The sequence below is a fragment of the Pseudomonas sp. D3-10 genome (assembly GCF_051132175.1).
Classification (GTDB): domain Bacteria; phylum Pseudomonadota; class Gammaproteobacteria; order Pseudomonadales; family Pseudomonadaceae; genus Aquipseudomonas.
Window position 1 is genome coordinate 1724528 of the sequence record NZ_CP071668.1, and the last position, 16050, is coordinate 1740577.

Genomic DNA, 16050 nt, shown 5'->3' on the forward strand with positions numbered 1-16050 from the left:
GCGGGCACGCCATAACATCTGAAAAAGGAGTTTTCATCATGAGCCCCATTCCCACGCTCCAAACCCGCCGCCTTATCCTTACCCCCTGGCGCTGTCGGACGCACCGGCAATTCAACGGCTATTTCCGCATTGGGAAGTGGTCCGCTACCTCGACAGTCGTGTGCCCTGGCCCTACCCGGATGACGGCGCGCTGACCTACGTGCGCGATCAGGCGCTCCCCGCTGTTGCCGCCGGACGCGAGTGGCACTGGATGATTCGCTTGGCCGAAGATCCCACTCAGCGTATCGGCAGCATCAGCCTGTACGACCAGCCCGGCAACAACCGCGGTTTCTGGTTGGCGCCGCAATGGCAGGGAAAAGGCTACATGCGCGAGGCTTGCGCGGCGATCAACATCTATTGGTTCGAAACGCTGGAGCGTCCGGTCATGCAAGTGCCGAAGGCGGTGGGTAACCTGGCTTCTCGCAGGATTTCGGAGCGTGAAGGCATGCGGATGGTCGGGACGCAGCAGGGCGACTTTGTCTTTGGGGCGTCGCTCAAGGAGGTTTGGGAGATGACGCGTGAGGAGTGGTTTGGGGAAAAGCTGTGTCAAGGATACCCAGTCGTACCTGAATGAACCCGGATTTTTGGGCGCGGTCTTTCTTATCGGGCCGGTGGAGGCAAGTTTTTCGGGGGCAATGAGTCTGGGGTGAGCGGAGGGAAGAGCCGCTTGATAACCCGAGCGACGGCGCAACCGTCTATCGCGTTTTACCGATGTGTGCAGACATGCTTTGAACTTGTCGCGTTTTCCTCCGACCGAAAACATCAGTAGGTGCGCATAACGAGAATGTTCATGGCTGGCGCACCGACCCTGTTCAGGAGGTGTACCAAGATGAAAGCGTTACGCTGGCATGGAAAAAAAGATATCCGCTGTGATGATCATCTGCCCGACCCCACCATAGAAGACCCACGTGACGCCATTATCAAGGTCACCTCGTGCGCCATCTGCGGCTCGGACCTGCACTTGTACGATGGCTTCATGCCCGGCATGAAGCATGGCGACATCATGGGCCATGAGTTCATGGGTGAAGTAGTGGAAGTGGGTTCGGCCAACAAGAAACTGAAAATTGGCGATCGCGTGGTGGTGCCCTTTACGATTTGCTGTGGTGAATGCGATCAATGCCGTCGGGGTAACTTCTCGGTCTGCGAGCGCAGCAACCGCAACAAGGACCTGGCCGACAAGGCCTTCGGCCACACCACTGCCGGGCTGTTCGGTTATACCCATCTGACTGGCGGCTATCCTGGCGGCCAGGCCGAGTACGTGCGGGTGCCTTATGCGGACTTTACCCCGGTGGTGATTCCGGACGGCCTGACCGATGAGCAAGTGCTGTTTCTAGGGGATATATTCCCCACCGGTTGGCAGGCGGCCGTGCAATGCGATATCCAGCCCACCGACACCGTGGCCATCTGGGGCGCCGGTCCGGTAGGACAGTTCACGGTGCGCAGCGCGGTGATCCTGGGAGCCAAGCAGGTGGTGTGCATCGACAACGTGCCCGAGCGCCTGGCCATGGCCAAGGCCGGGGGCGCCATCACCATCAACTTCGATGACGAAAGTGTGCTGGACCGCTTGGCCGAGCTGACGGGCGGCAAGGGCCCAGAGAAATGCATCGACGCGGTAGGCATGGAATCCCACGCGACCCGTTCGTTCGATTCCATCTACGATCGGGTCAAGCAAGCGGTGATGCTGGAGTCAGACCGCCCCCACGTGCTGCGGGAGATGATGTATGTGTGCCGCCCCGCCGGCACGTTGTCCATCCCCGGTGTGTATGGCGGCTTGATCGACAAGATCCCGTTCGGCGCGGCCATGAACAAGGGCCTGACTTTCAAGATGGGGCAGACCCACGTGAACCGCTGGACCGACGACCTGCTCCGGCGCATCCAGGAGGGGCAGATCGATCCAAGCTTCGTCATCACTCATACCGTGAGCCTTCAAGACGGCCCGCAAATGTACAACACCTTCCGGGACAAAAAAGACGGCTGTGTGAAGGTGGTGCTCAAGCCTTGAGCCGACGATGCACCCGTGGCGAGGGAGCTCGCTCCCGCTTGAGTGCGAAGCGCTCACAGAAAAGGGGCCGCTGCTCCCGAGGCGTCGGAGCGGCCCAGCGGGAGCAAGCTTCCTCGCCACGGGGGAGCAGGCGAAAGCCCCCGTCAGAACCCGCTTTCTCTGATCAGAATCGACAACGCATCGGTGAACAGCTCTGCAACCGGGCTGATGCGGGCCCCCTCGATGGACACGTTGCCCAGGCGCATCATCATCTGGGCGGGAGGGGCGTCCAAACGTATTCTCACCCGGTAAAGGGCATCACGGATCTGCAGGTTCCGGTCCTGTTTTGCGGAGACGGCGATGGGACCGCCGTAGGTCGTGCTCAGCATCAGATGCGGGACGTTCTGGGTGCGTGAATCGTCAATGCCGATCACTTCTCCCTCAAGCGTCGTGCCGCTGCCTCCCTGTGCATAAAAGCGCGCGCGAGCGCCAACGGCCACGCGCGCGAGGTCTTGCTGGCGAACGAATGCTTCCACCGTCCAGCTATCGGGGCTGACCAAGACGCCCAGCGGCTGATTGGGCTTGACCCAGACGCCGGGCTGCACGGCGGGGTCGATGTCGATGAGCACTCCGGCCATCGGGGCGCGCAATGTCAGGCGTTGCAACTCGGCCGCCTGGGCGGCGGACTCGGCTTGCTGACGGTTGAGCTGGCTGGCAATCGAGGCATATTTTTCGGCCCCATCGGCAGTTCCGGGGAGCCCGGCAAGCTGCGCGCGCAAGGCGAGGGTCGCTTTGTGAGACCGTTCGGCCTTGTCGCGTATGACCGGGGAATCCAGAACGACCAAGGTTGAACCGGCTTCGATCGGTTGCCCGGCGAGAGGCATCTCCACCAGCCGGGACGGCAAGGGACTATAGAGCGTGTATTGAACCTCTGCATGCAGCCAGGCGGGCGCCTGAACCTGGGTGCTCCACGGCAAGGCGGCCAATAGCATCAGCGCGCCTGGCCCGAGCAAAAGCAGACGACCTCGCCGCGTGGGGATCTCCTTGCGACGATCCCACCAGACCTTGAGTTCACGCTGGATAGGCATGACGACGAACCATGCAATTTCGACTAGGAACAACAAGATACCCAGCGCCTTGAAAAACAGGTAATACACGGCGACGGCGATGCCGAGAAACACTACCAGGCGATAGATACGGGTGACGATGGCAAAGGCAATGAGAAAACCACGCAGGCGCGGCGCTACGACTTCCGGATCGGGTTCGTCCCAGGACAACAGGCGACGGCGCATCCAGGCTTGCGCCAAGGCACCCGAGCGCTCGTGGAGGTTGGGCAGGTCGAGCCAGTCGGACAGCAAAAAATACCCATCAAAGCGCATGAAGGGGCTGGCGTTGAGGGCCAATGAAATCATCCAACTGGTGGTCGCCAGGAAGAACAGCCCGCTCTTGAGCATTGGGTTTTCGCACAAGGCCCAACCTAGCGTCGAAATTCCGGCAACCAACAGCTCCACGAGAATGCCGGCACCGGCGATGTGAAAGCGTTGACGGCGGTCGGCGAGCTTCCAGGATTCGCTGGTATCGGTGTAGAGCACCGGCCATAGCACCAGGAATGCCACGCCCATGTGCGCGACGCGCACGCCGTAGCGCGTAGCCGTATAGGCATGGCCGAGCTCGTGAAGGCACTTGGTAATCGCCAGGGCTACCAGATAACCGACCAGGCCTTGCGGTGACAGGCTTTGCTGGAAGCTGGCAACGAACACATCCCATTGCTGTTCGACGAAGAACAGGCCCAGCACGATGGCGAGGGCGATGCACACCAGAAAGGTCCGGCTGAACAGTGGCGCGACCCAGGGCAGGGTTTTTTCTAACAGGCGCTGCGGACGCCAGAGCGGCACGCGCATGAACAGGTAATTGTGAAGCAACCATTGCCAACCGGTGTGCTTGCCTTGCCGGGCCATCTCTTCCAGGCGTCGGGTACCGGTGACGTCGCTGACATGCAATAACTGATGGCGGCTCAGAAACGCCAACAAGGCCGCCAGTTCCGCTCGGCTGACGTTCAGGGGCGTTTCGGCCGCGAGCGCCTCGAGCAAGCGGGTCGGGCTACCCAGGGACCAACGTGACAGGATCTCGAACTCCAGCCAGCCGATGTTGAAGAACCGGTTACCGACCGGGTCCTGGATCATCCAGGCTGGGGAGCCATCACGTTGCGTGGCCGCGGGAATCAGGCGCAAGTCTTCGCGCACCGCGGGCAGGTGTTCGGGAAGATGTACGTCTGGGTCTTGCAATGTCGATCCGGCCGATGAGCCCGACAGCAGAGTCGCCAGGTCCAGTTCGCTCACAGCCCGCTCCATTCACGCAGGGCGGCCAACGGACGGCGCATGACGTAATAGATCAGCGGTACCGATTCGCCATACAGCTTGGCGGTGCCCTTGAGGCCGATCCGCGCCAACTGGCTGGCATCACCCTGGAACTGCCCCCGAATGCGATACGAGGGAATGTTGTCTGGCGAAAGCGTGGCCTGGTAGCTGGTCTGGATCAGGCTGGCGGTCAAGGGCGATAGCGGCGCAACGTGCAGGAACAGACGAATTTCAGAACCGGTATCGAGGTTGATGGCATTGGCCACCGGGAGCCAGACCAGCACCCCCGCATCTTGCGGGTCGGCCAGCTGGATGATGCGCTCGCCAGTGACCACCGGCTTGCCGATCCAATCATTGGTGTCGCCAAATATCGCGATGCCGTCGCGTGGCGCTCGGACCACATTGCGCTCAAGCATTTCGTCGAGCCAAGCGACCTCGGCCTGTTTCTCCTGCACTTGCCCATTGAGCGCGGCCAGCTCGCCCTTGCTCTGTGCGCTTTCGAAGGCTTTTTGCGCAGCGAGCAGCGCTTCGGACCGGGCGACTTCCAGCGCTTGCCGGGCAACGGCGCGGCGATTGCGCAGGGTCGTGTCGTCGAGGCTGAACAGCGGTTGATCCTTTTGCACCAACTGGTTGGGCTGCACCAGGAACTCGTGCACCACGCCATCTTGCGGGGAGGCGATGGCCATCGCGTTATGGGCTTCGATTTCGGCCGGTGCCAGGGCGCTCAGTCGGACCGGCACCAGGCACGCCAGGGCCATGGCCGTCCCCAACGCCAATAAACGCCACGGGCGCTGTCGCCAGACTTGCCAGCGGGCGCCGAGCGTGGGGCGTTTGTTGGTCAGCGCCGCGAGGCAGTAGGCATAGGTTTGCCCCAGTCTGGCGAGCAGGGCCTGGGTGTGTTCGTCCGGCTCGGTATCGCAGGCAAGCAGCAACATGCCACGACGTGAATGATCGCGAGGCGGTAGCGGTACGCACAGCAGATGCATCGGCATCCATTCGGTCCAGCCCTCGGCGAAGCTTTCGGGAAGGTCCCGGGCTCGCAACAGATGCAAGACGGTGGCTGGTGTCGATTCGGCCGATACCGCGGGCTGCGTCCAGAGATGCTGGGCCAGCCTCTTGAGCCAGACGGTAAACGGTGTCTCTTCGGGCAGCACCGCCAAGCTGGAAACGTTGCTCAGCGAGGGCTTGCCCAGCACATCGCTGACAAATACATAGCCTTGGCGATAACGCAAAAGTTGCCACGTTTCGTTGACCATCACAAAACCCAGCTCGGCGGTACTGCGCGCTTCTTGTGCGCGCTGCTCAAGATGCAGCAGCACCGCGACCGGGTTGGGCGCTGTATTGGTTTGGGCGTTCATTGCGGTGCTTCGAACAGCGCAGTGCCACTCATGCCCGCGAGCAGATCGACGGGCCGGCCTTCGATCACCCCTTCAAGCTCGATGGTCTGGCTGACGGCGTCGACCTGGCCGTTGATGGCGCTGACTTTTGCGGGATAACGTTTGCCGGTCTCACCCAAATCAACCTGGAAGGGCAGGTCGGGCTTGAGCCAGACCAACCATTTGGAAGGTACATTCACACGTACCTTCAATGGCCCTTTGCTGATGATGTCGAGCAGTGGTTGGCCCAGGTTGACGCCCTGAAAGGCTTTGACCTGAACCTTGACCACGCGCCCGTCGAACGGTGCGAGCACATTGCATTGTTGTTGCTGGGCCCGGTACTGGGCCACCTGGGCAGCGGCTTTCTCTGCGGCACTGGCGGCCAGCGAAACTTCCACCTCGCCGGCGGACTGCAACCCTTGCAAGCGCAACTTGGCGTCATGGGTTTCACGGGCGGAGCTCAGGTCGGCCTGGGCCATCTTCAGGCGAGCGACCTGTTCGTCGCAGTCGAAACTGACGAGCACGTCACCCTTGCTGAACGTCGATCCCAGCGACGCGTTGACCGCGCGTACCCGCCCCACCAGCTGGCTCGCCAGGGTGGTTTCCTGGTCGGCCACCAGCAGCACGCGTACGCCGGCATCGGTTTCGCTTTGTGCCCATGCCGGTTGCGCTGACACGACCAGACCGAGCAACGAACCGCCGATCACAGAAAGAGAAGCACAACGTGATCGGATCTTCATTTCGAGGCCACCTGTGTTGGGCCCGATTTCAACCACGCGCGCAAATTCGGCACTTCAGCGACCGTGGCGGCTTCGCAGAATGCGTTCAAGGAATCTCTGTCTGGCTGGGCGCGCAACGTGCTCTGGTAGTGACTGGTGCCTGCCACGCTTCCGTCGGCACGGCGCAGGCTGACGCTCCATTCACCGCGACGGATACCGTCCTGAACGTTGGCGATACGCAGTTGCATGATCAGCGTAGGCCCGGGCTGGCTGTTTTCGGCAAGCACGAACTGGTTGCGTTTCAATGCTTGGCGAGCCACTTCGAGCATGTCATTGGCTGCCCGAGCATCGCCTGAGTATTCCAGGCGTACCGCCAGCGGTTGCTGCGAAGGCAACTCTCCGATCGCCGTCGTGAACGCCTGGCGTTCTGAACGGCTCAGGCTTTCCTGCAGTTGTTGCGAGAGTTGCTGCAAGTCGCTGGCGTCGCGCACGTCTTCGGGTAGCACGTCCAGGCCCAGGGAGTTGTAGATGCGCCCGAAAGCGGTCTGCGCCGTGGCGTAGGCCGAGTATCGCTGGAACTGTGCGAGCAGGGCGCGGGTTTCGGTGCGAATGACTTCAAGCTCGGAATCGGTGCGGGACGACACCGAAGCGCGGGCGAACTTGGCCATGCGTTGATCGACCTGGCTCGACTGGTCGGCCAGGTCGTAATCGACCAAGGCGAGCTTGTAGCGCTCCACCGAGATGCGCACTTGTGTCAGCACGGCCATCGAGAGCGCAAGGCGGCGCGCGTTGTCGGTTTTTTCCTGGGAGGCGCTGGCTTTTTGCGTGGCCGGGATGGCCGCCAGCTTGAACAGGTTGGCGCTGACCTGTACGCCGCTGTCGACCCAGTTGCTGTTATAGAGATATTTGTTGGAGTCGTACTGATCGTTGATGTTGATTCCAAGGCTGGGCAGCAGTGCCAGCAATTGGCGTCGCGCTTCGTCCGCCGAAATGCGCTTGCGATAGTCTTCCTCACGCAGCTCAGGACGCGCCTGTAAGGCGATTTCCTCAAGTTTGGCCATGTCGACCGGGACGCCAGGCAGCGAGGGCTCGCTTTCCTCAGCCAGCGTGAATTGGGTGCCCGGTGGAATGCTCATCAGCGCGGCCAATTCGCGTTTGGCGAATTCCAGATCCTGGCGGCGAGCGTTGAGCAAAGTGGTCGCGTCCAGCAGGGCGCTTTGGTAAGCCAACGCCTGTGCCGGCGGTAGCAGACCCTGTACCTCGGCCTCCCGTGATTTGCCCAGCGCCAGACGTACACGGTTCAGCAGCTCGTCGGCCTGGCTTTCAATACGCTGGGCGCCCAGGGCGCGCCAGTAGGAGGTGCGCAAGTCCTGCAGAACCGTTTGCATCACGCGTCGGCGTCGCTCCTCGGCGATCAGGTATTGGTCGGCACTCTGCTTGGCGCGGTAGTAGCTGACGCCAAAGTCCAGCAGGTTCCAGGAAAACTCAGCGTTGGCCAGTGTCCGGTTACGCTCGACGGAGGAGGAGGGGATCAACGAAACCGTGTTGGTTTCAATGCCGACGCTCGTACCACCCGACTCGTTGTTGCGCGACGTGTAGCCAGCCGAGACCAGCATCTTGGGAAGCATGTCGTAACGTGAAACGTCATGCAGGCCCGCCGCCAGAGCCGATTCCATCAACTTCAGGCGATAGTCGAGGTTGTATTTGAGCGAGCGTGCCAGCGCGTCGGCGAAGGTCAATGGCCCCTTGATCGGTTCCTGGTCGGCGTAAAGCTGGAGCTGGTCCCCGGCCACTCGTTGGTGAATTTCATCTTGTTGCAACGGTTTCGGCGCAACGGAGCAGCCCGCCAGGCCGATAACCATGGCCGCGACCCAGCCTGCGCCCAGTACTGAACGATTTTGTTCCATCAAAGACATGTGATTACCGTTTTTATAAGGAAAGTAGAGGACGTTGGGTCAACCTTTGCGCTGGGGCGCCGGTAGCCGTTCGACTTGAGTGGACGAATGAGGCTGGCGCTGTTTGGCGGCCTGGCTGATTTGGTCACTGAAGGAAACGGCCGCCTTGGGCTGATCAGACGGCGGGCTGGGCTTGACTTCTCTTGCTGAAGGCTCTTCAGCCCCAGGCTGCAAGGCATCGAAATCGCCGAACAAGCTATGGCCACCGGTGAAATACAGGCTGTCCTTGAATTTGAGCGAACCTTCCTGGTAATCGACGGTTTTTTGCGAATCCTGTACCGCCAGCGTGACGTGCAGATTAGGAACGAAACCGAGGCCGATCCCGATCGACTCCGAACGTATTTCGCCGCTGTAGGCTTCGGCATAGCCGGAGCGCAGCGGGTCGAGTCGTTCATCGGCCTGGATTTGCGAATCCATCACCGGAAGCGTGACGAACAAGCCCGGCACCATGTCGCGCCGTACGCTCAACGAATCAAGCTGCCAATCCGGGTATTCATGACGCAGAACGTCGCCGGTGGGCGCGTTCCGATCCGTCGAGACATCGGACGTGGGCGGCAGCGGCAATGTCGAGGAGTCCATGCGCAGCCTCAATTGCGCCGTTGCGAAGCCGCCATGGTCGTCGGTGATCCGGTAATCGATGGTCGGCACCGCGCCGAGATAATTGGCGTTCGGTGTAAATACGAAGCGGCCATCGAGGTCGAGCCTAATCGTGCCGACGCCTGGGATTGCCACGCTGTCGCCGGCCGCGAAGGTGCCGGTCACGCCATCCACGGTGAAGTCGACCACATGAATCGCATCGTTCTCGGGGTCGCTGTCGTTGCTGAGCACGCTGCCCCTGATCGGGTCTCCTTGGGGCGCGCTATGAACGCCGTCGTTGACGGCCACGGGCGGCTCATTGATATGGATGCGCACTTGGGCGGTGTCGCTGCCACCCACGCCATCGCTGATCACGTAGGTGATCGTGACATCGCCCGTGACGCCGGGTGCCGGGGTGAAATCCAGGGTTCCGTCTGGGTTGATCGTAACGCTGCCGTCAGCGCTCTGGGCGTGGGTGACGGTGAGCGGATGGCCGCTCGGATCGGTGTCGTTGGCCAACACCTGTATGGATTGGATGGGCGTGTCGCGGTCCGTGAGCAACACCCCGTCATCGTTGGCGACAGGCGTGGAATTGACCCGGATGGTCAGGTCGGCATTGTCGGTACCGCCCGCGCCGTCGGTGATGCTGTAGGTCACCACCGGCACATCGCCGTGGAAGGTCGCAACCGGCGTGAAGAGGTAACTGCCGTCGGCGTTGAGCGTCAGGGTGCCGACACCGGTAATGGTTGCGGTATCGCCAGGATTGAAAGTGCCCGCAACCCCCGCGACGGTAAACCCGGCGACGCTCAGCGGATGACCTTCCGGATCACTGTCGTTGGGCAGGACGTTGCCGCTGGCCGACGTGCCCTGCTGGACGGTTTGCAGCCCATCGTCTACCGCCACTGGCGGCGCGTTGACCCGAATCGTCAGGTCGGCGCTGTCGGTACCGCCCACGCCGTCGGTGATGCTGTAGGTCACCACCGGTACATCGCCGTGGTAGGTGGGGATCGGCGTGAAGAGGTAGCTGCCGTCGGCGTTGAGCGTCAGGGTGCCGACACCGGCAATGGTTGCGGTATCGCCAGGATTGAAACTGCCGACTACCCCCGCCACGGTGAACCCGCCGACACTCAGGGGGTTGCCGTCCGGGTCGCTGTCATTGGGCAGGACATTGCCGCTGGCCGGATCGCCTTGCTGGACGGTTTGCAGACCATCGTCCACCGCAACCGGTGGCGCGTTGACCCGGATGGTGAGGTCGGCGGTGTCGGCGCCGCCCGTGCCATCGGTGATGCTGTAGGTCACCACCGGCACATCGCCGTGGAAGGATGGCGCTGGTGTAAACAAGTAGCTGCCGTTGGCATTGAGCGTCAGGGTGCCGACGCCGGCAATGGTGGCGGTATCGCCAGGATTGAAAGTGCCGACGACCCCCGCGACGGTGAACCCGGTGACACTCAAAGGGTTGCCGTCCGGGTCGCTGTCATTGGGCAGGACATTGCCGCTGGCCGGATCGCCTTGCTGGACGGTTTGCAGGCCATCGTCCACGGCCACCGGCGCGGTGTTGAGGTGGATGGTGATGGTTTGCGTCGCGATTTTCCGCCCTTCGGCGCCTTGGTCCTGGCCGCTGCCGGCAGTGCCGCTGTCGGTGGTGTTCGGGTTCTGGTCGTTGAGCACGAAGTCGACGGCTACGTCGGCGCTGGCCGATGTCGAGGCGTTGGTGTTGCTGTAGGTGACGGCGCCCATCACTTTGCCGACCACTGAACCGTCGGCATCGGCGTTGAAGGTGACTTGCAGCGTGCCCGAGGCATTGCTGATGCTGCCCACGACCACCCCGTCGACGAGCAGGTCGCTGCCGTTGACCTGAACACCGACCGCATCGTTCCCCGCATCGCTGTCGAAAAGGCCAAAGACATCATCGGCATTGCCGCCGCCCTGACGGTTGATGGTCAGCGTCGCGCCCTGCCATTTGTCAGCACTCACATCCAGTTCGAGGTCGCTGACGGTCACATTGCCGTCGCCATCCAGACGAACGGGGTTGCCGCCCTTGGTCACGGTTTGCGAGCTGTCGAGGCCCGAGGCCAAAGGCGCATCGTTGACCGGCAGCACGGTTACATTGATCGTGCGGGTGGTGATCAGCGCGGCGGTGGTGCCGTCGGCGTAGTCGAAATCGCCCGGGTTCTGGTTGGCATCGTCGGTGTCGCCGGTCAACGCTCCAGGACGCTGCCCGGTGCTGCCGCCATCGTTGACGGAAACCGTCACCGTGAAGTTGCCCGTGTAGTCGCTGCCTGCCGGCGCGCCCGTGGCCGTCGGGTAAGTAATCGTCAGGGCCTGCAGACGAGCGTTGACTTCGGCTTGGGTGGCCCCGCTGATCGTCACCGTATCGCTGCCCACACCGCTGATCGAACCACCACTGCCGCCCACGCCGGAAATCACCCCCTGGCTGACGTGTACGGTGGCCGAGAACGTATTGGCACCGTTGGCGTCCGGGTCACTGATGGTGAACCCACCCACGCTGCCGGTCAGGTTGAGGGTCGCCGAGCCTTCCCTGACGGTGACGTCGCTGGCGGTAACCTGGGTCGGGTCGTTGAGGCTGGAAACAAACAGCATCCGCGTGTTGCTGCCCATATTGAGCGTGAGCGAGCCAGGCAACGCCGCGTAGGGATCGATAACGGTGGCGGGGACCACGGCGGTCGAAGCACCGGACGGATTCAAGCCGCCGTTGGCCAGACCACTGGCGTCCAGCACGCCGGTGGCAACGTCGCGAATGCGGTCGTCGGCAATCACCTGCACCCTGTAGCTGGTGTCGGTGTTGGCAAGGGTGCCGCTGAGGGTAACCTGCAAACCCGCGAGGTAAGCATTGACGTTGGCCAGGCTGCCGCGGATGACCAGTGCACTGTCGGTGCCGGAATGGGTGTCATCGATTTCGAAGCTGGTGTGATCTTCCGTGGGCGAGCTGGTGGAGCCGAGAATGATGTCGGTGTAGCTCGCTTGGCTCAGCGGCACGCCATTGGCATCGGTCAGGCGCACGGTCACCTGAGTGAAGTCCTGTTCCGGCGAAGCGCTCTCGCCTGGCGGTGCGCTGATGCCCCCACCGTCGTTGTAGTCTCGATCCGAGACCGAGAACCCCGGCACGGCCACCGCTGCGCCGCTTTGGCCTATCGCCAGGCTACCGCTGCCTGCCGTTACGGTAGGGGCGTCGTTGGTCGCTTGCAGGGTGATTGCCAGTTCGCTGGTCTGGGCGGGCGACGCAACGCTGCCACTGCCCACGTCACCACCGATGGCGGCGGTGCCTTCGTTCAATTGCACGCTGAGTGTAACGTCGCCAGCAGCGGCACCGTTGTAGTCGTGGTTGGCGTGGGCTGCGCTGGTGTAGGTCAAGCCAGTGCCGGCGGCGTTGAGCAGCGACTGGATATCGTCGGCACGCCCGATCAGGGTCACGCTGTTGCTGTTGTCGCCACTGATGTTCACCGTCCGTCCTGACGGCAGGGTGATGGTGGTCTGCGTACCCGCGCCGCCAATCCCCAGTATGCCTTGGCCCGATGGCACGCTGACCGTCACGGAGACCGGAACGTCGAGGGCCGTGGACTCGGTATCGACCACCGAGATGCCGGTGACGGCGGTCGAGCGATCTTCGTTGATCAGTTGGGACGCCGGGATGCCCACGCTGGGCAGGCTGTTGATTGTCGACACGCGGACCAACACGCTGGCCTGTGCCAGGTTGAGGTCGGTGCCGGTGACGCTGTCGGTGTATCCATCGAATTCAACGGCGGAGATCGGCTGCCCGTTGCCGCCGGGGGTGGCCGCCTGGTTTTCGCTGCCGCCATTGGCCCCCGTCGTCAGGTTGCCGCCGGCGTCACGCAGCCGGTCATCGACCACGACCTGGATGCGGTATTGATGGTCCTCGTTGCTGGGGTCGTTGACGCTGGCGGTCAGGGTCGCCAGCGCCGCGTTGACTTCGGCCCGAGTGCCGCGAAGGACCAGGTAATCGCCATTGCCGTCTTTATCGGCGTCTCGGGTAGCGCCGCCGCCCAGGCCGACGGAGAGGGTGACGCCCGCATACTCGCCCGCCGTGAAAGCGGTGCCGTCGGTCTGGGTCAGCCGCACGATGACTTGCACCGAATCCTGCGTGCCGACGCCGCTCAAGTCATCGAGATCGCCCACCGTGAAGCCGCCCACCGGATTGTTGCCAGCGACGGTGCTGTCGATATTGACCGGGTTGTTGGGGGCAGAGACCGTTGGCTTGTCGTTGGTCGGCAGGATTTCGATGTTGTAGGTCGATGCCGTGGCGGTGACGCCCTGGGCGAATGAGCCACTGTCGTTGGCGCTGAAATCACCGTCACTGACGATGTAGGAAAATGAGTCGTTGCTGGTTTCACTGCCGTCATGTTGATAAGTGACGCGATTGGCGTCCAGGTCGGCTTGGGTGAAGACCGAGCCGAGCCCGAGGACGACGCCGTTGAGCATCAACCTGCCATGCTCCGGAATAGCGGTGAGCCGGTATTGGCGCTGTAGGCTGGAGTTATCGTCATCGCCGTACACAAGGTGCGCGCCGCCCACCGAGCCATTTATCGTCCCGGATCCATCGGCATTGGCATAACCCGATGCACCGCCGATCACTGCCGATTCCCCTTCGTGGATGGCGCCCGCTTCACCGGCGACCAGTTGGGATTTGGAATTGAACGCGGGCGCATCGTTGACCGGTGATATGGTGATCGGCACCACCAAAGCCGAGCCGGTGCTGGATTGGTTGGTACCCGCTCCGACGGCCACGCCCTGGTCGTCAACGGGCACCACGGAAAAACTGTCAGTAAAGTTTTCGCTGCCGTCATGGACGTACTTCAGGTCGCCCGCGGCCAATTGCGCCGAGGTCACGGTCTGATTCAACGTCACGGTCACGCCGCCAAGCGTCAGGTGACCGAATTGTGGCAGCGCACTGATCTGCAGGATGACGTCGTTGCTCGTGGCGTATTGGGTGCCGCCGCTGGCATCGGCTTGTCTGTCGGTATCGGCGACCACGATGTTGCCGTTGGTAATGGTGACGGTGCCGCCTTCGGCCGTGAATACCCGATCGTCATTGGTGGCGGTCGGTGTGTCGTTTTTCGGCACGATACTGAGGCTGAAATTTTCGGTCGCGGTGGTCAGCGTCCCGTCGGAAACCGAGAATTGGAAGTTGTCGACAAAGTGTTCGTCGCCGCTGTGCTGGAACGTAACGCGTCCGGCGTCCACGTCGGCCTGGGTGAAGGTGCCAAAAGCACCGATGGCGACACCGTTGAGCAGCAATGTGCCGCTGCCCGGCGTGACCAGCACCCGGTAGGTCAAGCCGTCGGCGGGGGTGAAGTCATCGGTGGCGTTGAGGTCGGCGGTCGTCAGTGTGTAGCTGGCGGCTTCGTCGATCGTCGCGGTTTTGTCGCCGCCGCTGACGGGCGCCTGGTTAGGCGCGGGGTCGGCCGGCAGTGCCCCCGGCAACGTCGATGGCTCGGCCGGCACGTGGACGTTGAACGTCTTGACCGTCAACGAGCTGTTGGCCGCGTCGGTGTCGTAGATACCGCCATCGCGCGCGCTCGGATACAGGCGTACGCCGCCGTCCTTGACGGTGAAACTCATGCTGTCGGTTCGCGCCGTGCCGGTATAGGCCCGAACGTGATAGACCACGTTGCCTGCGTTGATGTCGGCCTGGGTAAAGCTCGATCCCACCACCAGCAACCCACCGTTGAGCGTGAAATAACCGACGTTCCTGTCGGGCACGGCGGTGAGCGTATACCTGAGGCTGGAATCAAAGGAGTCGTTGTCGGTGACCTGCAGCATGGCGTTGGTGACGACGCGAATCGTTTCCCCAGGATTCAGGTTCTGGTCGATGCTGTGATTCAGGACCGGATCGTCGTTGTTGGGCAGGATGGTGAGATCGACGGTCAACGTCGACGTCTTGGGCACACCGGTGCCGCCGCCATCATCGGTGACATTGAGCAAGAAGCTATCGGTGGCGCCGGCCCCGCTGGCTTCGCTGCCGTCGTGGCTGTAGGTGAGCTTGGAGAGGTCCAGGATGACGAAGCTGCTGTCGGTGATCACCACGCCGTCATAGCGCAACGTACCGTGGGTCGGCAGGGAGTTGAGCGTATAGGTGAAGTCGACACCCGGGGATTGATCGGGATCGCCGATCTGGATCGTGCCACGGGGCGTGCCGATCGGGCTGACCAGATTGCCGTTGTCGGTCAGGTTGACGCTTTGCTCGCCCTCGATGATCGTGATGGTGCCGCTCGATGTCGGCGCCTGGTTCACCGGATTGACGTGAACCTGCACGTTGTGGTCGTGAACGACGCCGCCGGCGCCGTCATCGATGGTAATGGTGAAACTGTCGGTGAGGCCCGCGGGATTGATGACCTGGTCGCCATTGTGGCGATAGCTGAGGTTGGCGATCTGGTCGATGGAAAAACTCGACCCTACCCCTAGCTCCTTACCGTTGAGCAACAAGGTGCCATTGCTCGCCAGGGAGGTGAGCTTGATGATGACCTGTTGCTGCACGTTATCGACGTCGGTCATGCCCAGGTTGCTTTGGGTGAAGCCCTTGCCGTCGGGGGAGCTGGTGGCCGGCGAGAAATTCGCCGTCCCGCCTTCGTCCACCTGCAACGCCGGGCCACTGCCGGAAATCGTCGGCGCGTCATTGACCGGGGTCAGGTTGATGTCGATGGTTTTGCTGGTGGTATTGCTGCCGTCGTTGCTGGTCAACGTAAACGAGGCAGCACCATTGAAGTTGCTGTCGCCCCGGAACGACATGCCGTTCAAGGCGGCGTTGATGTCTGCCAGCGAGCCGCTGAAACTGATGCTGGCGCCGCCATTGCCGGTCAAGCCGGTGAGGCCATTGGTACTGGCCAGGTTCAGCGTGCCATGGCTGGCATTCAAGGTGACGTGTTGTGTTGCGCTATCGGTGTCGCTGACGCTGATGCCGCTAATCGCGACGGAAGCATCTTCGGCGCCGCTACGTGCCACGACCGCAGTATCGGCGATGACCGCCGCCGCGCCGTCGAATAGCATTCGTTGTTCAAGGGCGAAAAACCT

General features: G+C 62.3%; 6 protein-coding genes and 1 pseudogene. 2 read left to right on the forward strand and 5 right to left on the reverse strand.

Annotation, left to right across the window (positions count from 1 at the left end; translation table 11 throughout):
* Positions 1–38: 38 nt before the first annotated feature.
* Together J3P90_RS07780 and J3P90_RS07785 are read left to right on the forward strand one after the other, a co-directional pair.
* Positions 39–613, forward strand: a pseudogene (locus J3P90_RS07780) (GNAT family N-acetyltransferase).
* Between the two features lie 255 nt (positions 614–868).
* Entirely contained in the window at positions 869–2041 is a 1173-nt protein-coding gene (locus tag J3P90_RS07785) for a zinc-dependent alcohol dehydrogenase (RefSeq protein WP_434559954.1), read from the forward strand.
* A 143-nt stretch (positions 2042–2184) separates the two neighbouring features.
* Here J3P90_RS07785 and J3P90_RS07790 read toward each other — a convergent pair whose 3' ends face one another.
* The 5 genes from J3P90_RS07790 to J3P90_RS07810 are packed head-to-tail and all read right to left on the reverse strand — an operon-like array spanning position 2185 to position 16026.
* Positions 2185–4359 carry an HlyD family efflux transporter periplasmic adaptor subunit gene (locus J3P90_RS07790; protein ID WP_434676057.1) on the reverse strand — a complete coding sequence of 725 codons (2175 nt, stop codon included), beginning with the start codon at positions 4357–4359 and terminating at the stop codon, positions 2185–2187.
* Positions 4356–5735: an efflux RND transporter periplasmic adaptor subunit gene (locus tag J3P90_RS07795; RefSeq protein WP_434676058.1), complete on the reverse strand. Its 1380-nt coding sequence runs from the start codon at positions 5733–5735 to the stop codon at positions 4356–4358. Before J3P90_RS07795 ends, J3P90_RS07790 begins: the two co-directional genes overlap by 4 nt.
* Positions 5732–6493, reverse strand: a complete 762-nt coding sequence (locus J3P90_RS07800; RefSeq protein ID WP_434559948.1) for an efflux RND transporter periplasmic adaptor subunit — start codon at positions 6491–6493, stop codon at positions 5732–5734. The genes J3P90_RS07795 and J3P90_RS07800 overlap by 4 nt, the downstream gene beginning before the upstream one ends.
* Positions 6490–8388 carry a TolC family protein gene (locus J3P90_RS07805; protein ID WP_434676059.1) on the reverse strand — a complete coding sequence of 633 codons (1899 nt, stop codon included), beginning with the start codon at positions 8386–8388 and terminating at the stop codon, positions 6490–6492. The genes J3P90_RS07800 and J3P90_RS07805 overlap by 4 nt, the downstream gene beginning before the upstream one ends.
* Positions 8389–8427: 39 nt before the next feature.
* The gene (locus tag J3P90_RS07810; RefSeq protein ID WP_434676060.1) at positions 8428–16026 is read right to left on the reverse strand and encodes an Ig-like domain-containing protein; all 7599 of its coding nucleotides are present in this window, start codon (positions 16024–16026) and stop codon (positions 8428–8430) included.
* Positions 16027–16050: the final 24 nt, after the last annotated feature.

Excerpts from the sequence above, each read along its gene's own strand:
- J3P90_RS07785 (WP_434559954.1), top strand. The coding sequence starts at position 869 with ATGAAAGCGTTACGCTGGCATGGAAAAAAAGATATCCGCTGTGATGAT.
- J3P90_RS07795 (WP_434676058.1), bottom strand. The coding sequence starts at position 5,735 with ATGAACGCCCAAACCAATACAGCGCCCAACCCGGTCGCGGTGCTGCTG.
- J3P90_RS07800 (WP_434559948.1), bottom strand. The coding sequence starts at position 6,493 with ATGAAGATCCGATCACGTTGTGCTTCTCTTTCTGTGATCGGCGGTTCG.
- J3P90_RS07805 (WP_434676059.1), bottom strand. The coding sequence starts at position 8,388 with ATGTCTTTGATGGAACAAAATCGTTCAGTACTGGGCGCAGGCTGGGTC.
- J3P90_RS07810 (WP_434676060.1), bottom strand. The coding sequence starts at position 16,026 with ATGCTATTCGACGGCGCGGCGGCGGTCATCGCCGATACTGCGGTCGTG.